Below are 17,293 nucleotides of genomic sequence, written 5' to 3' on the forward strand. Positions count from 1 at the left end.
CCTCAACCCTGCGTGGCGGGTATCCCGAATACCTGGCGCAGATAGGTCACGTAGGCTTCGTCCTCGCACATGTTCTTGCCCGGCGAGTCGCTGAGTTTGGCCACCGGCTGGTCGTTGCAGCGGATCATCTTGATCACGATGTTGAGCGGCGTCGGCCCGGTGTCGTTGCTGAGGTTGGTGCCCACGCCGAACGCCAGCAGGCAGCGCCCGCGGAAGTGCTCGTAGAGCTGCATCACCTTGGGGATGTCCAGGCCGTCGCTGAACACCAGCACCTTGCTGCGCGGATCGACGCGGTTGGCCCTGTAGTGCGCCAGCATGCGTTCGCCCCAGTCGAACGGATCGCCGGAATCGTGGCGCGCGCCATCGAACAGCTTGCAGAAATACATGTCGAAATCGCGCAGGAACGCGTTCAGGCCGTACACGTCGGAAAGCGCGATGCCGAGGTCGCCGCGGTACTCCTTCGCCCAGGTCTCCAGCGCCGCCACCTGCGAGTCGCGCAGGCGCGGACCCAGCGCCTGGTGCGCCTGCAGGTATTCGTGCGCCAGCGTGCCGAGCGGAACGAGGCCGAGCTTCCACGCGTACCACACGTTGCTGGTGCCGGCGAGCTGGCTGCCCAGCCCGTCGCGCAAGGCGATCAGCACCTCCTCGTGCCAGGTCCGCGAGTAACGCCGGCGCGTGCCGTAGTCGGCGATGTGGCATTGCTCGTAACCCTGCGTGCCGTGCAGCAACGCGATCTTGGCCTGCAGGCGTCGCCGCCCCTCGGCAAGGTCGTGGCCCGGCTGCGTGTTGCGGAAGTACACCTCGTTGACGATGGCCAGCAACGGCACCTCGAACAGGATGGTGTGCAGCCACGGCCCCTTGATGCGGATCTCGATCTCGCCGTTGCCCGCTTCCGCCGGCGCGATGGTCACGTACTTCGCGTTGAGCTGGAACAGGCCAAGGAAATCCACGAAGTCGCTCTTGATGAAGCGCATCGCGGCCAGGTAGTCGAGTTCCTCGCTGCTGAAGCGCAGGGTGCACAGCGCCGCCAGCTCTTCGCGGATCTCGGCGATGTACGGCACCAGGTCGATGCCCGGGTTGCGGCACTTGAAGCGGTACTCCACCCGGGCGGCCGGGTAGTGATGCAGCACCACCTGCATCATCGAGAACTTGTAGAGGTCGGTGTCCAGCAGCGATTCGATGATCATGCGTCGTCCGTTCGGCGCGATGGCGCAACGGGCGCCAACGGCGCGATTATCCACGCTGGCGGTGCGTCAACGCGAATCGCGGGCATAAAAAATCCCGGTAGCCAGGGGAGTAGCTACCGGGACTCGTCAGGTCGGCGCGTCAAGAGGGGAGAGAGGGGCCGACCCCCCGACGGTGCGATGGATTGCCCCGTCTCCTGTCGCCTCACGGCGATACGTGTGCTTAGTGTAGCCGCTGCGGCGGAAGTTCAAGGCGACCGCACGAAATGATTCAGTTTCCAGCCAGCCACACGCTGCGTCGTTCAACCACATGGGGACGGGCCGGCGTCTCTACAATGCCCCGTCGCCACGGAGGTCACCATGAAAACGCTGCTGCGCTGCTGCCTGCTCTGGCTGTGCCTGCCGCTGCTGGCCCACGCGGCCGAGCTGCGCATCGACCTCGGCCGCGGCGCGACCACCTGGACCACCGCGCAACTGCTGGCCCGCGCCGACGCGTCCTCGGTGGCGATTCCCGACGACGTGGCGTTCGGCCATCCGATGCGCTACCGCGCCGTTCCCTTGCGCGCGCTGCTGCCCGGGTTGCGCCCCGACCAGCATCTGCAGTTCGTGGCCGGCGACGGCTTCGCCGCCGAGATTCCTGCCGACGCGATCCTCAACCACCAGGGCGCGCAGGCGTGGCTGGCGATCGAAGACCCGGCACAGCCCTGGCCCACGCTGGCCGAAAACAGCAAGGGCGCCGGCCCGTTCTATCTGGTGTGGACCGATCCGAAGGCTGCTCACATCAGCCCGGAGCAATGGCCGTACCAGCTCGCCGCGATCCGCCTGCTCTCCGGCGTGGAGGCGCGCTTCCCCGCCATCGTTCCGCAAGCCGGCGCCAACGCCGACGTGCGCAAAGGCTTCGCGGTATTCAAACGCACCTGCTTCGCCTGCCACACGATGAACGGCGCAGGCGACGCGAAGCTGGGGCCGGACCTCAACATCCCGCACAACCCCACCGAATACCTGCGTGCCGACCTGCTGCGCGGCTTCATCCGCAACCCGCAATCGCTGCGGCGCTGGCCGGAAGCGAAGATGCAGGGCTTTCCCACGCAGGAGGCGCTGTCCGACGACGACCTCGACGCGGTGCTGGCCTATCTGCGCTACATGGCGAAGCACAAGGCGGCGCATTGAAACCGCGATCACCGGTGGCGAACTGCCCGCCTGACGATCAGGGCGACAGCGCCTGCAACGCAGCGTCGCGCTTCGCCTTCGGTTCGCACGCCAATGCCCGGACCTGCGTGTAGAACGCCGGCCATTGGCCGCCACTCTTGCGAAACAGCACACCGAAGGCCGGCGTCCACTGGTCGTACAGGCCGAACGGCAGCAAGCGCGCATTGTTGATCGGCTTCGCCACCCAGGCGTCGTAACGGCGATCCTGCGGCCAGTGCGTATCGCGCCACTCGGCGTATTCCGCGCGGAAATCGGCGATCTCGCGCTGCTTGCCCGCCTCCATCGCCTCGGCGTCCACGCCGCTGGCGTACAGCATCTTCAGGCGACCGCGCAGCGCCAGTACGAGCCTGGTGAAGCCGTCGTCCATCGCCTGGGCGTGGCCGTCGCCGGACGGCAGTCCGCGCGAGGCACGCCACTCGCGCAAGCCTTCGGTCTGCACGAAGGTGGCGAAGGACTCGTTGAATGCGGTGTCGTCCTTCGCATAGATCAACTGGTGCGCCAGTTCGTGGAAGATCGTGCCGGCCAGTTCGTCGTCGTCCCAGCGCAGCATGCTGCTCAGGATGGGATCGGCGAACCAGCCCAGCGTGGAATACGCCGGCACGCCGCCTACCCACACGTCGTCGCCCTGGCGCTGCATGCGCGCGGCGTCGGCCTCGGCCGCGGCTTCGCTGAACCAGCCGCGATAGGCCACGCAGCCGGCGACGGGAAAGCAATGGCGAACGGCCTCGACCGAATAGCGCGGCGTGGCGAACACGTTCCACACCACGTAAGGCCGATGCAGGGCCACGTAGGTGGTGTAGCTGCGGTTGTCGGGCAGGCCGAGATGGCTGCTGGCGTACTCGCGCGCGGCCAGCGCCAGCGACAGCCGCGCGGCAAGTTTCGGGTCAGTCGCCGGATCGCCCAGCAGCTTGCGCACCGGCTGCCGCTTCAGCACCAGCTCGCCCTGCCCGTGCGCCGCCTGCGCGTAGTAGCGGATGCTGCCGCAGGCACACAACAACAGGCTCATCGCGGCGAGCACGATGAGCCTGGACAGGTTGCGACGCGCATTCGACGGCAGCTGGGGCATGCCGCCATCATGCCGCAGCCCCCGGCCCGGCAATCAAGGTTCAGTGATGATGATCGCCGCCGCGGCGACCATCGCCGCCGTGGCCGTGGCCGCCACCCCAGCCGCCACCCGCATGCCCCCGGCCACCGCCGCGGTTGCCGCCGTGCCAGTCGCCGCGGTTGCCGCCGCGCCATTCGCCACCGCGGCCGCGGTAATGGCGGTAGCCGCCGCGGTCGTACCACACGCCACCGATCGTCACGCCCGGCGCATAGCAGCAGCCATAGCCGTAGCCGCCGTCGTACCAGCCGCCGTACCAGGAGGGCGAGGCATAGTAGGCGTCGCCGTACACCACGCCGTTGCCGTAATAGGCGGGACCGGCGTAGGGGCTGGAGCGCACGTAGCTGTAGCCCGGGTCGTAGTAGCAACCCGAGAGCAGCGCGGTCAGCGCGACGAGAACAAAACCGGCAAGCAGGCGTTTCATGGCGGGGCCTCCACGGGAGACGACGACGCCAGCTTGCATCCGCCTGGTTGAACCGGCGCTGATGGCCCGCGCAGCCGGAAATTCAGAAACTTGGCCGCTGCAACGCGTCCAGGAAATGCGACAGCACCCGCGGATTCACCAGCAGCGTGAACGCCACGCCGTAGGCCGCACCCCACAGGTGCGCGCTGTGGTTGACGTTGTCGCGGCCGTTGCGGTCCATGTAGATCGAATACGCCGTGTACAGCACGGCGTAGATGATCGCTGGCATCGGTATCACCAGCACGATGATGCGCTGCCACGGCGCCAGCAGGATGTAGCTGAACAGCACCGCCGATACCGCACCCGAAGCGCCGAGGCTGCGGTAATTCGGATTGTCGCGGTTCTTCAGATAGGTGGGCAGGATCGAGACCACCAGGCCGCCGAGGTAGAACAGCGCGAAGCCGAACGTGCCCAGCGCGCTGGCGTAGAACCGCTCCATGACCTGCCCGAAGAAGAACAGGGTGACCATGTTGAACAGCAGGTGGACGAAATCCGCGTGCACCAGGCCGTAGGTCACCAGCCGGTGGTATTCGCGCTGGCGGCTGATCGCGGGCGGCCAGAGGATCAGGTCGTTCATCAACCGCCCGTTCTTGAACGCCATGAACGAGACGATGCAGGTGATCGCGAGGATGATGAGGGTGATCGGCATGGACGGTTCCGGCCCGGCGACGGAGTGGTGGCGCATCTTGGCGGCAGCGCGGCCGCTTGTCGAATCCGTACCGTTCACGGCCGACGCGGCTATCATGCGCGCTCCGCCACGAATCCGCCCGCCATGCCCGCGCTGCGCTATCTGCATTTGGACGTCTTTGCCGCCACTCATGGCGGCGGCAACCACCTCGGCGTGGTGATCGGCGCGGAGCACTGGAGCGGCGAGGCGATGCAGCGCTACGCGCGCTGGACCAACCTCGTCGAAACCACGTTCCTGCTGCCGCCCTCCACCAGCGGCGCGAGCTACCGCGTGCGCATCTTCACGCCGCACAAGGAAATCCCGTTCGCGGGCCATCCCAGCGTGGGCAGCGCGCACGCCGCGCTGGCCTGCGGCCTGGCCCAGCCGGTGGACGGCTTGCTGTGGCAGGAATGCGGCGCAGGCGTGCTGCCGATCCGCGTGGAAGGCAACGGCGCGGATCGGCGCCTGCTCCTGAAATCCCCGGGCGAGCGGGTGGTGCACACCGGCCGCGACGCGCATCCGCTGCTTGCCGCCGCCCTGGGCGGCATTGGCACCGGCGCTCTGCCGCCCGCACTGGTCGACGGCGGTCGCTGCTGGTGGCTGGCGGAAGTCGAAAGCGAGGCGGCGCTGCGCGCTTGGCAGCCCGACCACAGCGCGATCGGCGCGCTGGCACACGCCAGCGACAGCATGGGCCTGTGCGCGTTCGCGCGCAGCAGCCACCCCGATTACCAGCTGGTGGTGCGCGCCTTCCCGGCCGGCGTGGGCATCATCGAGGACCCCGCCTCGGGCGCCGCCAACGGCCTGATCGCGGCATACATCGCGCAGGCCGAACCGCACGGCCCGCTGGCAGGCGGCTACACCGTGAGCCAGGGTCGCGAGATCGGCCACGACGCCCAGCTCGTCGCCCACATCATGGACGGCACCGTGTGGATCGGCGGCCGCACCCACACCATCATCGACGGCACGCTGGACTGGAACGACGCGTGAGCAGCGACGCGCAAATCCTGGTGGATGCCGACGCCTGCCCGGTCGCCATCAAGGAGATCCTGTTCCGCGCCGCCGAACGCGCGCAGGTATCGGTGACCCTGGTGGCGAACCAGTACCTGCGCACGCCGCCCACGCGCTTCGTGCGCGCGGTGCAGGTGCCAGGCGGCTTCGACGTGGCCGACCACGAGATCGTGCGCCGCGTGGCCGCCGGCGACCTCGTGGTGACGCAGGACATACCGCTGGCCTCATTGGTGATCGAAAAGGGCGCACTGGCGTTGCACCCGCGCGGCGAACTGTTCACGGCCGAAACCATCGCCCAGCGCCTGGGCATGCGCAATTTCATGGAAGAGCTGCGCGGCGCCGGGGTCGACACCGGCGGCCACGCGCCGTTCCATCCGCGCGACAAGCAGGCCTTCGCCAACCAGCTCGATCGCTGGCTGCAGCAACGCCGCCATCCGTGATGCCTACGCCACCTCGCCCGCCGCACGGCCCGAGGCCCAGGCCCACTGGAAGTTGTAGCCGCCCAGCCAGCCGGTGACATCGACCACCTCGCCGATGAAGTACAGGCCGGGCACCTGCTTCGACTGCATCGTGCTGGAGGAAAGGCCGTCGGTATCCACGCCGCCCAGGGTAACCTCGGCGGTGCGGTAGCCCTCGGTGCCGCTGGCGACGATGGGCCAGTCGTGCAGTTGGCGGCCGATCTCGTGCAGCTCGGCATCGCGGTACTGGCGCATCGGCCGACTCGGGAACCACAGCTCGCACAGGCGCTGCGCAAGACGCCTGGGCAAGGCATCGGCCAATACGTTCTTCAGCTCGGCGGCCGGGCGCGCGGCACGTTGCGCCAGCAGCCAGTCGCCAAGTCCGGCGTCAGGCGCGAGATCGAGGCGCAGTTCGTCGCCCGGCTGCCAGTACGAGGAAATCTGCAGGATCGCGGGGCCGCTGAGTCCGCGGTGGGTGAACAGCAGGCTTGCACGGAACGCGCGCTTGCCCACGCGCGCCTCGGCCAGCGGCAAAGCCACGCCAGCCAGATCCTGGTAATGCTCCTGATGCTTGCCGCTCAGGGTCAGCGGCACCAGCGCCGCGCGCACTGGCAGCACCGCGTGGCCGAACTGCCGCGCCAGCTCGTAGCCGAAGCCGCTGGCGCCCATGCTGGGAATCGACAGGCCGCCGCTGGCCACCACCAGCGACTCGGCATGCACTTCGCCGCGTGCGGTGAGCACGGCGAAGCCTTCGTCCGTCCTGCGCACGCGCTCGACGCCGCAACTGGTCTCGATGCGCACGCCGGCTGCGGCGCATTCGTCCAGCAGCATGCGCACGATCTGCTTCGACGAGTCGTCGCAGAACAGCTGGCCCAGCTCCTTCTCGTGGTAGGCGATGCGGTACTGCTCCACCAGCGCGATGAAATCCGCGGGCGTGTAGCGCGCCAGCGCGGACTTGGCGAAATGCGGATTCGCGCTGAGGTAGTTCGCCGGCGTCGCGCCGAGGTTGGTGAAGTTGCAGCGGCCGCCGCCCGACATCAGGATCTTCTTGCCGACCCGGTTCGCGTGATCGACCACCAGCACGCTGCGGCCGCGCTGCCCCGCCGCGATCGCGCACATCAGGCCCGCGGCGCCCGCACCGATGATCAGCACATCCGTTTTCAAGATTCCACCACGGCCGGTACCTCGCCAAAAGCGTCATTCCGGCGAAGGCCGGAACCCAGCGGCACCACTGTGCACGAAGACACTGGATCCCGGCCTTCGCCGGGATGACGAACATGAAGGCGCGCATTATCGCGCAGCGCCATCGCTTACACTTCCCGCATCATCCATCCGCGAGCCGCCGCCATGCCCTCCTTCGATGTAGTCTCCGAAGTCGACAAGCACGAACTGACCAATGCGGTCGACCAGGCCAACCGCGAACTGGCGAACCGCTTCGACTTCAAGGGTACGGACGCGAAGTTCGCACTGGACGAATTCGTGATCACGCAGAGCGCGCCCAGCGATTTCCAGCTGCAGCAGATGCTGGACATCCTGCGCGCCCGGCTCATCTCGCGGAAGATCGACGTCCGCGCGCTGGACATCGGCGAGGTGGAGACCAACCTCGCCGGCGCGCGCCAGAAGATCACCGTGAAACAGGGCATCGAGCAGCCGGTCGCGAAGAAGCTGGTGGCCACGCTGAAGGAGGCCAAGCTCAAAGTCGAGGCGCAGATCAACGGCGACAAGCTGCGCGTCACTGGCAAGAAGCGCGACGACCTCCAGGCTGCGATGGCGGTGCTGCGCAAGGCGGAGGTGGAACTGCCGTTGCAGTTCGACAATTTGCGGGATTGAGGCGCCTTCTCGCGCTTGCCTTGCTTCTACGACTTGGGCGACAGAGCAAAAGCGCATTGCTGATTGTCGGGAAAGCGCCTTCCTGCGCTTGTTTCGACGACCTGCGCGATAGAGCAGAAGCGCGTTGCCGATTGTCTGGAAAGTGCTTTCCTGCACTTTCCAGACTCGCCGTATCCGGCCTGCGCCGGATCCGGCTCCGCCCACCAAGCGCAGGCGCTTGGTGGGCGTGCGAGCCCTCCATGGCTCGCAGGGCGCATCGAACGTTCTCTTCGATGTGCCCTACCCGCCCATCCCCGCCACGATGTTCACCGTGATCGCGATGATGAACACGTTGAAGAAGAACGCGATCACGCTGTGCAGCAAGGCCACGCGGCGCAGGTAGCGGCTGCTGATCTGCACGTCGGAGACCTGGAAGGTCATGCCGATCACGATGGCGAAATAGGTGAAGTCCCAGTAGTCGGGTTCGGGCGTGTCGGGAAACTCCAGCCCGGAGTGCTTGTCGCCGAAGTCGCCGTAGAAACCGTGCGCGTAGTGCAGCGCGAACATGACGTTGAGGAACAGCCAGCTCAGCACCACGCTGAGCGCGCCCACGCCCAGCGCGGGCAGGCCGCCGCCCTTCGCGGCGTGCAGCTCGGTGCCCAGCGCCACCAGCACCACGCCGGAGAGCACTACCGCGCTCCACAGGATGCCCCAGCGGCCGGTGTCCTGCGCCTTCGCCTGCACGCGCATGCGTGCGGGCGTGGATTTGCCGAACATCCGCGCCAGCGCGACCAGATAGACCACCGCGGCAAGGTCGAAACCCAGCAGGATCGACGTGGCGACGCGCAGGCCCAGCGCCATCAGCGCCGCGCCGGCGATCACGAAGATCGCGAACGAGATGCTGAGGCGCGGCCGTGCCGTGACGTAGCGGAACGGCCGCCAGCGCCGCCGCTTCGCGTTGCGTTCGCTCAAGCGCGCAGGTCCGCGTACTCGGGATGCCGCGTCATCCATGCGTCGGCGTACGAGCACAGCGGCGCCACCTTCCAGCCTTTGGCGCGGGCGTAATCCAGCGCCGTGCGCACCAGCTCGCCGGCCACGCCACGGCCGCCGGCCTCGGGCGGCACCAGGGTGTGGGTGATCGCCATGCCGCCCTCGGCCAGCGTGTAGTCGAGCACGCACAGCGTGCCTTCCACTTCCACCTCGAAACGCTGCGCGGCGCGGTTGTGCTGGATGTCCAACGTCATGGCGGTCTCCCGGGAGGATGCCGCAAGCATACGCGTCAGGCGGCGATCTCGTCCCGCGCCACGTCGCGGCGCCGGCGCACCGCCGCGGCCAGCCGTTCCAGCACGCGCACCGAATCGTCCCAGCCTATGCAGCCGTCGGTGATGCTCTGGCCGTAGGTCAGCGGGCGATCCGGCAGCAGGTCCTGGCGGCCACCCACGAGGTGGCTTTCCACCATCACGCCGACGATGCGCGACTCGCCCGCCTCGAGCTGGGCGGCGATGTCCGCGATCACGCGCGGCTGGTTGTCCGGGTTCTTGCCGCTGTTCGCATGGCTGGCGTCGACCATCACCCGCGCCGGCAGCCCGGCCTTGCCGATCGCGGCGCAGGCGGCCTCGACGCTGGCCGTGTCGTAGTTCGGCTGCTTGCCGCCGCGCAGGATCACATGGCAGTCGCGGTTGCCGCTGGTGGCGGCGATGGCGGCCTGGCCCTGCTTGGTCACCGCGAGGAAATGGTGCGGGTGCGAGGCCGCCTGCACCGCGTCCACCGCCAGCTTCACGTTGCCGTCGGTACCGTTCTTGAAGCCCACCGGGCAGGACAGGCCGGAGGCGAGTTCGCGGTGCACCTGGCTCTCGGTGGTGCGTGCGCCGATCGCGCCCCAGGCCACCAGGTCCGCGAGATACTGCGGCGAGATGATGTCCAGGAACTCGCAGCCGGCCGGCACGCCCAGCGCGTTGATGTCGCGCAGCAGCTTGCGCGCGACGCGCAGGCCGTGGTTGATGCGGAAGCTGCCGTCCAGGTCCGGGTCGTTGATCAGGCCCTTCCAGCCCACCGTGGTGCGCGGCTTCTCGAAATACACCCGCATCACGATCTCCAGCTCGCCGCCCAGGCGCACGCGCTGTTCCGCCAGCCGCTGCGCGTACTCCAGCGCGGCGCGCGTGTCGTGGATGGAGCACGGGCCGATCACCACCGCGAGGCGGTCGTCCGCGCCCTCGAGGATGCGGTGCACGGCGCTGCGCGCCTGGCCCACGGTGGCGAGCGCGGCGGGCGTGGCGGGACACTCCTCCATCACCTCGGCGGGCGTGGCGAGCGGGTTGATCGTGCGGATGCGCAGATCGTCGGTGGCTGACTGGGGCATGGCGGCGGCTCTCTTCTCGGGTGGGGTGCCAGCGGCGGCCATGAAAAAAGCCGCCTGTGCTGCTGGCGGCTTTCGGAATGGGGTTTCAGGACTTCAGGACAATCGCACCCATGCCTCCGCCAGCGGCTTCGGATAGCCATAAAACCAAAAGTACTGGCGGGCGTGGGCGGAGTGCATGGAGCTATTGATAGCACAATGGACGTCCAAATCAAACCCCGCGCCGGACTCACGCCGGCAGCGGGCATGCCGGCGCAACATCCTCCGCCGCCACCACGCGGTTGCGACCGGCCCGCTTGGCCGCGTACAGCGCCGCATCGGCACGTTGCAGCAACGCCGCCGCATCGTCGGCGCCGGGCACGGCCTCGGTGACGCCCGCGGAGACGGTCATGCCCAGCGCATGCCCGTCGACCACCACCTGCATGCAGGCAACCTCGGCGCGGATTCGCTCGCCCAGCGCCCGCGTGGCGGCCACGCCGTTGCCGGGCGACAGCACCACGAATTCCTCGCCACCCACCCTGCCGATCACGTCGCCCGCGCCCAATCCGCGCTGGATGCGCTCCACCAGCGACAGCAGCACGCGGTCGCCGCCGCCGTGCCCGAAACGGTCGTTCACCGCCTTGAAATGGTCGACGTCCAGCATCAGCACGCCCAGCGGCCGGCCGTTGCGCCCGGCGGCATCCAGCAGGCGCCCGATCGCCTCCACCAGCGCCAGCCGGTTGTTCACCCCGGTCAGCGGGTCGATCCGCGCCAGCAGCTTCAGCTCCGCCTGCATGGTCTCGTTGTAGAGCAGCAGGAAGCCGATGCTGGTGAACAGCGGCTGCATCACCAGGAACATCAGGTAGACCGCATTGACCGACGTGGGAGCGAGCAGCCCCGTCGACGGGCGGGTCGAAAACAGCAGGTCGGCGTCGCGCCACAGCACCATGGCGACGGCGATGAGCAGCGTCGCCAGCAACACCCCCTTCGCCGCCGAACCGTCCCGGCGCAGGCTTTCGCACAACGGCACGATCAGCAACGCGAGATCCAGCAGGACGACCGCCGAGGCGCACAGCACCCGTGCCTGGAAATTCGGCGTCACCAGCGCGAACCAGGCAATTCCCAGCCAGGCCGCCACGCTGGCGACGGCCACCACCCGCAGCCGCGACGGCGCCCCGAGCAGCATGCGCAAGGCCTGCACGGCCATGGCGTAGGCCAACAGCATCACCGCGTTCGCCACCAGGATGGACAGCCAGTCGCCCACGCGTCCCCGCAGGCCCAGCAGCACCCAGGCGACCGCCTCCACCGCCTGCGCCCCGGCGCGCAGCCGCAGGCTGGCCCGCGCCACGCCGGCATAACTGCCGGTGGCGACCCACAGTATCACCGCCATCACCAGAGCCTGGACGGCACCCATCAAGGCCAGCGTGGCCATGTCAAAGGACATCGACGTGCTTCCCCCGTGGCCCGGGCGCCTTGGCCCTGCGGGGGCCAGCGGCAAGCCGGACGATCAGCCGGGAAGTATCGATCAACGCGACCCGGACTTGAACGTTGACAGCCGCCCGCGTTTCGCTACTTTCCATTGACGCCCCCGCCCGGATTGCCCATGGCCACCCTCGTTCCGACACGCAACAGCTGCCTGCCGCGGATGACCGGCGGCGAAAAGCGCGTATCCGAGCGCCTGGAGCAGAAGCTGGAGGACGACTACCTGCTCTGGTACGACGTGCCCATCGGCCTGAAGCAGCGCCAGCCGGATTTCGTGGTGTTCCACCCGCGTCGCGGCCTGCTGGTGCTGGAGGTGAAGGACTGGAAGGCCGACACCATCCGCCAGGCCGACAAGACCCAGTTCACCCTGGTCACCGAGCGCGGCCTGGCGAAGGAAACGAACCCGCTGCTGCAGGCGCGCGCCTATGCGCTGGAGATCGGCGTGGTGCTGGAGCGCGATCCGGCGCTGCGCCAGCCCGAGGGCAGCCGCCACGCGGGCAAGCTGGTGATGCCGTGGGCCTGGGGCGTGGTGCTGGCCAACATCACCCGCAGGCAGTTCGACGAAGGCGAACTGGGTGCGGTGATCCCCGCGCACCTGGTGCTCTGCCGCGACGAGCTGTACGAGACGGTGGATGCCGAGGCGTTCCAGGAGCGGCTGTGGGCGATGTTCCCGCAGGTGTTCCCGGTGGCGCTCACCCTGCCGCAGATCGACCGCGTGCGCTGGCACCTGTTCCCCGAGATCCGCGTGGAACCGGGCAGCGGCCAGTTCGGCCTGTTCGCCGCCGAAGGCAAGGACGCGCGCGCGCTGGAGATCCCCGAGCTGGTGAAGGTGATGGACGCCCAGCAGGAGCAGCTGGCGCGGTCGCTGGGCGACGAGCACCGCGTCATCCACGGCGTGGCCGGCTCCGGCAAGACCATGATCCTGGGCTTCCGCGCCATGCAGCTGGCCCGCGCGATGAGCCGGCCGATCCTGGTGCTCTGCTACAACAAGACGCTGGCGGCGCGGCTGGAACAGCTGATCGGCGAGCGTGGCCTCGGCGACAAGGTGCAGGTGTACAACTTCCACCGCTGGTGCCGGCGCATGCTGGACAGCTACCACGTCGAGCTGCCGCCCCGGGGCGAGCGCTTCTTCGAGGCGATGGTGGAGCGGGTGATCGAAGGCGTGGACAAGGGACAGATCCCGCGCTTCCAGTACGGCGCGGTGCTGATCGACGAAGGCCACGACTTCGAGCCCGACTGGTACAAGCTGATCGTGCAGATGATCGATCCCGCCACCAATTCGCTGCTGGTGCTGTACGACGACGCGCAGAACATCTACGGCCAGCCCAGCCGCCGCAAGCTGAGCTGGAAGAGCCTCGGCGTGCAGGCGCAGGGCCGCACCACCATCCTCAAGCTCAACTACCGCAACACCCTGGAAATCCTCGCCGTGGCGCGCAACTTCGCCAGCGAGCTGCTGGCCGCCCGCGTCGAGGACGACGACGGCGTGCCGCTGGTGGCGCCGGAAAGTGCGGGACGGCGCGGCCCGCTGCCCGAGCTGATCCGCACCGACACCGCCGCCGCCCAGCTCGACGTGCTGATCGCGCAACTGCGCGACGAACACGCCCACGGCCGCCCGTGGGACGAGATGGCGGTGATCTACCGCGCGAGCTGGGAAGGCGAGAAGCTGCACGAGGTGCTGCAGCGCATCGGCATTCCCTCCAGCCTCGCCGACGAACGCGGCAAGCAGGCGCTGTTCGTGGTCAGGGACAGCGTGAAACTGCTCACCATGCATTCCTGCAAGGGCCTGGAATTCCCGTTCGTGATCGTGCCGGGGCTGGGCTCGCTGCCGCGCGAGGGGCAGCGCGAGATCGACGAGGCGCGCCTGCTCTACGTGGCGATGACCCGCGCCACCGAGCGGCTGCTGCTGATCCATCATCTGGACTCGGTGTTCTCCAAGCGCATCCGCGATTCGATCAACGAAGTGCAGGCACAGCTGGCGCGGGCGTGACGGGACGCTAGACTGCGCGCAGCATCCACAGGGGAACCCGCCACATGCGCCGTCTGCTGCTCGCCGCCACGCTCGCCCTCGCCGCCGTCGCGCTGCCCGCACGGGCCGCCGACAACGTCACCCAGCTGCAGAAGATCGACCGGGTGGCGGGCACCGGCACGGTGGCGCGCGACGGCGACGTGGTGCAGGTGAACTACACCGTGTGGCTGTACGACGCGAACGCGGCGGACCACCACGGCAAGGAAGTCGACAGCTCGCTGGACAGCGGCGAACCGATCAGCTTCACGCTGGGCTCGGGCCAGGTGATCGCCGGCTGGGACCAGGGCATCCGCGGCATGCACGTGGGCGGCAAGCGCACCCTGGTCATCCCCGCCCGGCTGGCCTATGGCAGCCGCGGCGCCGGTGCCGACGTGCCGCCGAACGCCAGCCTGGTATTCGACGTGGAACTGGTCGGGGTGCATTGAGCCCGGCCCGGCGCGTCACGCCTCGACAAGATCGCCCACCTCGGCATTGGCCATCACGCGGTTGCGGCCGGCGCGCTTGGCCCGGTACAGCGCGGCGTCGGCTTCCCGGCACAGTCGCCGCATGTCGTAGCCGAAGACCCCGGTGAACGCCACGCCGACGCTGGTGGAGATCTCCACCGCGGGGCCACCGCCCTGCACCCGGGCGTCCTCCACCGCCTGGCGGATGCGCTCGGCGATCGCCATGCCCTGCTCGCGCGAGCACTCGACCAGCAGGATGCCGAACTCCTCGCCACCCAGGCGACCGAACAGGTCGGCCGGGCGCAGCTGCTGCCGGCAGATCGCCACGACGTGGCACAGCACGTCGTCGCCCATGGCGTGGCCGTGGGTGTCGTTGACCCGCTTGAAATGGTCGAGATCGATGAAGACCAGGCAGGCGGCGCCCGCCCGCTTCTCCAGCAGGTGCAGGCTGCGCTCGGTCTCGGCCATGAAATGCTGGCGATTGAAGATCGCGGTCAGCCCGTCCTGATGGGACAGTTTCTTGAAGCGCAGCTGCGAGCGCTTGAGCCGGAACATCCACAGCAGGACGAACCCCAGCACCATCAGCAGCAGCGCGACATACAGGCGCGCGGCCTCCGACTTCTTCGCATCCAGGGTCTGCTGCATGCGCAGCAGCACGTTCTGCTGGCTCAGCTGTTCGGTTTCCAGTTTCTGCGCCAGCACATGCTGCTGCACCGTCTCGTACGCCATCGTCCTGGCGTTGACGTCGTCGAGATAGGCCTTGTCCAGTTCGGCGTATTTTTCGTAGTAGCCAAGCGCGGCGGCTGCATGGCCTTGCTTCTTCTCGATGCGGTAAAGCAGCTCGTAGGCATCTTTCAGCCAAGTCCCGAAATCGCCCGATGACCGCGTGGCGATAATGGCCAGAGATATCTTCCTCGCTTCACCATCATCTCCCAAGGCAGCCAGCGCCTGCGCCCGGGTCACCATGGCCGTCAGTTTGTTGGGCGCATAGCCATTGGCATCGACCACAGCCGCGACCCGATCGAGCAGGGCGAGTGCCTTGTGCGGCTGTCCTTCCTGCATATACAACTGGGCGAGCGTGAGCGTCAGGTCCGCGTTGTATATCGGTTCATTGGTCAGCGGACACGCCACCAATGCCTGCTGCAACTCCGGGCTGTCAGGTTTGAGTCGATGGCCGCCGAACAGTGCTACGACCAAACTGGAAGCCGAGTAGCACGGACTCTCCCCATCAGGAACAGCGCCCATCGCCATACGTGCATAGTGCACGGCCAAATCGGTCTGCCCAGCCAGGCCCAACGCCTGTGCCAAGTTCAGCAACACTCTGGAACGTGTTTTCGTATCTGAAATCTGCGGCAAACGTGCCGCAAGATGATTGGCCAGTTCGAATGCTTCAGTGTAATGACGAGTAACTCCGAACTGGCTAAGCAGCAACGCAGAAGCACGGTCGCCCCAGATCGGATTACCAGAGTGTTGGATGATTTCCTGAAACAGCGCTTCTGATTTGGCGTAGTCACCTTCGTACATGGCCTCCCACGCATTCAGGTAACGCAGATGCCACTGCTGATCCGGCGTCAACCGAGTAGCTTCTTGGTTAAGCCGGACCAGTTGCTGCAAGGATCGCGAATGTGCGGTGAGTTGCAGCACCTCGACCTGCTTGAGGGCGGCATCCGCGTCGATGATCGACGGCACAGCAAACCCAACCTGCCAGCATAAGCAACTGGCAAGGACGATCCATGCTGTGTGTCGCCATGGGCTGCTCGGCCAACGGAACATACCGTCACACCAAGCGCTCGTCAGCGCGTGGAGCCTCGTTTGGCAGGGGGGCGTCGAGGGGAAGGATCGGGTTCGGGCCGCTCCGGCAAGGGGAGATCTGCCTCCTCTTCCTCTTCGTCCCCGTGGCTGGGTGCCTGAGTCTGCGGCACCCCCTGAATACCCAACTTCACCCGCAGTGGCGCACAATCGCCTTTCGTCACCGCCATTTTGAGCTCGACACTCGCCCCGGCCTTGTCCAGCACGTACTTCAGCTCGCTGGGTGGCGCATAGCGCAACGACGCGTCGCTGCCAATGACTATCAGCAATTCGATCGTATCGGTCATGTTGTTCCCCTTACATCCCATGTCCGGTCGGCGCCATTGCGCCGCACCGCCTCGCCCCGCCTCAGGCTCCCGTGCCTGCGTGCTGCGACGCATCCAGCGCCTGCAACCGTACTAGCATGGCACGGTTCGGCTGCAAGGTCACGGCCGGGGGCAGTACCACCGTTTCCTCGGCGGTCAACGGTATCCCGGCCAGCTCGCGCAGCGCGATGCGCTGGATGCGCGGCTGCTCGACGGGCAAGGTTGCGCCGCGATAGATGATGACTTCGTGATCGGGCGGGTAATCCTGCTCCAGCCGCTCCACCAGCAAGGCCCGGTAGGCCGGCGCGGCGTCGAAACGCCCTACGGAACGGTTGCCGACCACGCCCACCTGCCACAGCACCAGGTAGCCGGCGGGATCGACGCGCCGATCGCAGTACAGCAGCTGGCTGGCTTCGAAGTGCTGGCAGCCGTAGCGGCCGGGATCGAAGCCCAGGTCGGCGTAGAGGCAATCCTCGGCCGAGATGCCCGGCTCCATGTGCGCCTCGTAGCCTTCCGCGCGGGCCTCCTCGATGACCTTGTGCGGCGACCACGCGAAGATGCCGGGGTGGCCGTAGAACACGCCGCACACGCGCTTGTCCGCGCGCAGCTCGGCCATCATCAGCGCGACCCATTCGCGGTAGGTCCGCATGCGCGGCTTGCCCTCGGCGTAGCAGGGCTGCAGGCTGCGCACGTCCGGGTGCATGCGCTTCAGCCATTCTTCCGCGATGGCGTCGGACAGCGCCGCGAACACCACGTCCGCCTGCACGATGTGGCTGCGCGCCAGCGGCGTGAGGTGGGAACCCAGGGTCATGCCCAGCCCTACGCAACTCAGGCGGCCACGGCGGGGGACGTTCGGGGATGGCAGGCTGATTGGCGGCATGGCGCGATGATAGGGCAAGTACCGGATGGCGCCACGGGCCGCCCCTTCCACGGGAGCGGAGTCGGAAACCGCGGCACGCCGGCCCATCCATGCCTTCAGGCACGGTCGCAGCG

The 17,293-nt window shown here is 67.7% G+C and carries 18 protein-coding genes; 6 read left to right on the forward strand and 12 right to left on the reverse strand.

All coding sequences use genetic code 11. The features are described from left to right. Positions 1-2: 2 nt before the first annotated feature. On the reverse strand, positions 3-1,187 hold the full coding sequence (pncB, locus tag PCA_RS11390) for a nicotinate phosphoribosyltransferase (RefSeq protein ID WP_181302732.1): 1,185 nt from the start codon (positions 1,185-1,187) through the stop codon (positions 3-5). 357 nt (positions 1,188-1,544) lie between these two features. Between pncB and PCA_RS11395 the strand changes: the two genes are divergently transcribed. Continuing rightward, complete coding sequence (locus tag PCA_RS11395) at positions 1,545-2,354, forward strand: cytochrome c (protein WP_181302733.1); 810 nt, start codon at positions 1,545-1,547, stop codon at positions 2,352-2,354. Between the two features lie 37 nt (positions 2,355-2,391). Here the strand turns inward: PCA_RS11395 and PCA_RS11400 are convergent, their stop codons facing one another. From PCA_RS11400 to PCA_RS11410, 3 genes are all read right to left on the reverse strand, one after another. Further along, on the reverse strand, positions 2,392-3,399 hold the full coding sequence (locus tag PCA_RS11400) for an aminopeptidase (RefSeq protein WP_181302798.1): 1,008 nt from the start codon (positions 3,397-3,399) through the stop codon (positions 2,392-2,394). A gap of 100 nt (positions 3,400-3,499) precedes the next feature. Further along, positions 3,500-3,919 (reverse strand): hypothetical protein, encoded by a 420-nt coding sequence (locus PCA_RS11405; RefSeq protein ID WP_181302734.1) that lies wholly within the window; start codon positions 3,917-3,919, stop codon positions 3,500-3,502. Positions 3,920-4,001: 82 nt separating this feature from the next. Then, positions 4,002-4,607 (reverse strand): rhomboid family intramembrane serine protease, encoded by a 606-nt coding sequence (locus tag PCA_RS11410; protein WP_181302735.1) that lies wholly within the window; start codon positions 4,605-4,607, stop codon positions 4,002-4,004. A 123-nt stretch (positions 4,608-4,730) separates the two neighbouring features. Here PCA_RS11410 and PCA_RS11415 point away from each other — a divergent pair, with 123 nt between their 5' ends. Beyond that, positions 4,731-5,612 (forward strand): PhzF family phenazine biosynthesis protein, encoded by an 882-nt coding sequence (locus PCA_RS11415; RefSeq protein ID WP_181302736.1) that lies wholly within the window; start codon positions 4,731-4,733, stop codon positions 5,610-5,612. Beyond that, on the forward strand, positions 5,609-6,073 hold the full coding sequence (locus tag PCA_RS11420; protein WP_181302737.1) for a YaiI/YqxD family protein: 465 nt from the start codon (positions 5,609-5,611) through the stop codon (positions 6,071-6,073). The genes PCA_RS11415 and PCA_RS11420 overlap by 4 nt, the downstream gene beginning before the upstream one ends. A 3-nt stretch (positions 6,074-6,076) precedes the next feature. Here the strand turns inward: PCA_RS11420 and PCA_RS11425 are convergent, their stop codons facing one another. Further along, positions 6,077-7,255 carry an NAD(P)/FAD-dependent oxidoreductase gene (locus PCA_RS11425; protein ID WP_181302738.1) on the reverse strand — a complete coding sequence of 393 codons (1,179 nt, stop codon included), beginning with the start codon at positions 7,253-7,255 and terminating at the stop codon, positions 6,077-6,079. Positions 7,256-7,438: 183 nt separating this feature from the next. Between PCA_RS11425 and PCA_RS11430 the strand changes: the two genes are divergently transcribed. Beyond that, positions 7,439-7,921, forward strand: a complete 483-nt coding sequence (locus PCA_RS11430) for a YajQ family cyclic di-GMP-binding protein (RefSeq protein WP_181302739.1) — start codon at positions 7,439-7,441, stop codon at positions 7,919-7,921. A gap of 279 nt (positions 7,922-8,200) precedes the next feature. Here PCA_RS11430 and PCA_RS11435 read toward each other — a convergent pair whose 3' ends face one another. From PCA_RS11435 to PCA_RS11450, 4 genes are all read right to left on the reverse strand, one after another. Beyond that, a complete protein-coding gene (locus tag PCA_RS11435; protein ID WP_181302740.1) occupies positions 8,201-8,911 on the reverse strand; it encodes a DUF1345 domain-containing protein in 711 nt (236 codons plus the stop codon). After that, on the reverse strand, positions 8,869-9,144 hold the full coding sequence (locus PCA_RS11440; RefSeq protein ID WP_181302741.1) for a GNAT family N-acetyltransferase: 276 nt from the start codon (positions 9,142-9,144) through the stop codon (positions 8,869-8,871). The genes PCA_RS11435 and PCA_RS11440 overlap by 43 nt, the downstream gene beginning before the upstream one ends. Before the next feature lie 35 nt (positions 9,145-9,179). Continuing rightward, entirely contained in the window at positions 9,180-10,259 is a 1,080-nt protein-coding gene (locus PCA_RS11445; protein WP_181302742.1) for a 3-deoxy-7-phosphoheptulonate synthase, read from the reverse strand. Between the two features lie 226 nt (positions 10,260-10,485). Further along, positions 10,486-11,679 carry a GGDEF domain-containing protein gene (locus PCA_RS11450; protein WP_181302743.1) on the reverse strand — a complete coding sequence of 398 codons (1,194 nt, stop codon included), beginning with the start codon at positions 11,677-11,679 and terminating at the stop codon, positions 10,486-10,488. A 159-nt stretch (positions 11,680-11,838) separates the two neighbouring features. Here PCA_RS11450 and PCA_RS11455 point away from each other — a divergent pair, with 159 nt between their 5' ends. Together PCA_RS11455 and PCA_RS11460 are read left to right on the forward strand one after the other, a co-directional pair. Next, on the forward strand, positions 11,839-13,704 hold the full coding sequence (locus PCA_RS11455) for a 3'-5' exonuclease (protein ID WP_181302744.1): 1,866 nt from the start codon (positions 11,839-11,841) through the stop codon (positions 13,702-13,704). Between the two features lie 44 nt (positions 13,705-13,748). Beyond that, entirely contained in the window at positions 13,749-14,168 is a 420-nt protein-coding gene (locus PCA_RS11460) for an FKBP-type peptidyl-prolyl cis-trans isomerase (RefSeq protein ID WP_181302745.1), read from the forward strand. Between the two features lie 15 nt (positions 14,169-14,183). Here PCA_RS11460 and PCA_RS17790 read toward each other — a convergent pair whose 3' ends face one another. From PCA_RS17790 to PCA_RS11475, 3 genes are all read right to left on the reverse strand, one after another. Continuing rightward, the gene (locus tag PCA_RS17790; RefSeq protein WP_181302746.1) at positions 14,184-15,875 is read right to left on the reverse strand and encodes a GGDEF domain-containing protein; all 1,692 of its coding nucleotides are present in this window, start codon (positions 15,873-15,875) and stop codon (positions 14,184-14,186) included. A gap of 104 nt (positions 15,876-15,979) precedes the next feature. Then, positions 15,980-16,282, reverse strand: a complete 303-nt coding sequence (locus PCA_RS11470) for a hypothetical protein (RefSeq protein WP_181302747.1) — start codon at positions 16,280-16,282, stop codon at positions 15,980-15,982. A 61-nt stretch (positions 16,283-16,343) separates the two neighbouring features. Continuing rightward, on the reverse strand, positions 16,344-17,180 hold the full coding sequence (locus tag PCA_RS11475) for an SAM-dependent methyltransferase (RefSeq protein ID WP_181302748.1): 837 nt from the start codon (positions 17,178-17,180) through the stop codon (positions 16,344-16,346). Positions 17,181-17,293: the final 113 nt, after the last annotated feature.

Source organism: Rhodanobacter sp. PCA2, assembly GCF_013620825.1.
Lineage (GTDB): Bacteria > Pseudomonadota > Gammaproteobacteria > Xanthomonadales > Rhodanobacteraceae > Rhodanobacter_A.

Excerpts from the sequence above, each read along its gene's own strand:
- pncB (WP_181302732.1), bottom strand. The coding sequence starts at position 1,187 with ATGATCATCGAATCGCTGCTGGACACCGACCTCTACAAGTTCTCGATG.
- PCA_RS11395 (WP_181302733.1), top strand. The coding sequence starts at position 1,545 with ATGAAAACGCTGCTGCGCTGCTGCCTGCTCTGGCTGTGCCTGCCGCTG.
- PCA_RS11400 (WP_181302798.1), bottom strand. The coding sequence starts at position 3,399 with ATGAGCCTGTTGTTGTGTGCCTGCGGCAGCATCCGCTACTACGCGCAG.
- PCA_RS11405 (WP_181302734.1), bottom strand. The coding sequence starts at position 3,919 with ATGAAACGCCTGCTTGCCGGTTTTGTTCTCGTCGCGCTGACCGCGCTG.
- PCA_RS11410 (WP_181302735.1), bottom strand. The coding sequence starts at position 4,607 with ATGCCGATCACCCTCATCATCCTCGCGATCACCTGCATCGTCTCGTTC.
- PCA_RS11415 (WP_181302736.1), top strand. The coding sequence starts at position 4,731 with ATGCCCGCGCTGCGCTATCTGCATTTGGACGTCTTTGCCGCCACTCAT.
- PCA_RS11430 (WP_181302739.1), top strand. The coding sequence starts at position 7,439 with ATGCCCTCCTTCGATGTAGTCTCCGAAGTCGACAAGCACGAACTGACC.
- PCA_RS11435 (WP_181302740.1), bottom strand. The coding sequence starts at position 8,911 with ATGGATGACGCGGCATCCCGAGTACGCGGACCTGCGCGCTTGAGCGAA.
- PCA_RS11440 (WP_181302741.1), bottom strand. The coding sequence starts at position 9,144 with ATGACGTTGGACATCCAGCACAACCGCGCCGCGCAGCGTTTCGAGGTG.
- PCA_RS11445 (WP_181302742.1), bottom strand. The coding sequence starts at position 10,259 with ATGCCCCAGTCAGCCACCGACGATCTGCGCATCCGCACGATCAACCCG.
- PCA_RS11450 (WP_181302743.1), bottom strand. The coding sequence starts at position 11,679 with ATGTCCTTTGACATGGCCACGCTGGCCTTGATGGGTGCCGTCCAGGCT.
- PCA_RS11455 (WP_181302744.1), top strand. The coding sequence starts at position 11,839 with ATGGCCACCCTCGTTCCGACACGCAACAGCTGCCTGCCGCGGATGACC.
- PCA_RS11460 (WP_181302745.1), top strand. The coding sequence starts at position 13,749 with ATGCGCCGTCTGCTGCTCGCCGCCACGCTCGCCCTCGCCGCCGTCGCG.
- PCA_RS11470 (WP_181302747.1), bottom strand. The coding sequence starts at position 16,282 with ATGACCGATACGATCGAATTGCTGATAGTCATTGGCAGCGACGCGTCG.
- PCA_RS11475 (WP_181302748.1), bottom strand. The coding sequence starts at position 17,180 with ATGCCGCCAATCAGCCTGCCATCCCCGAACGTCCCCCGCCGTGGCCGC.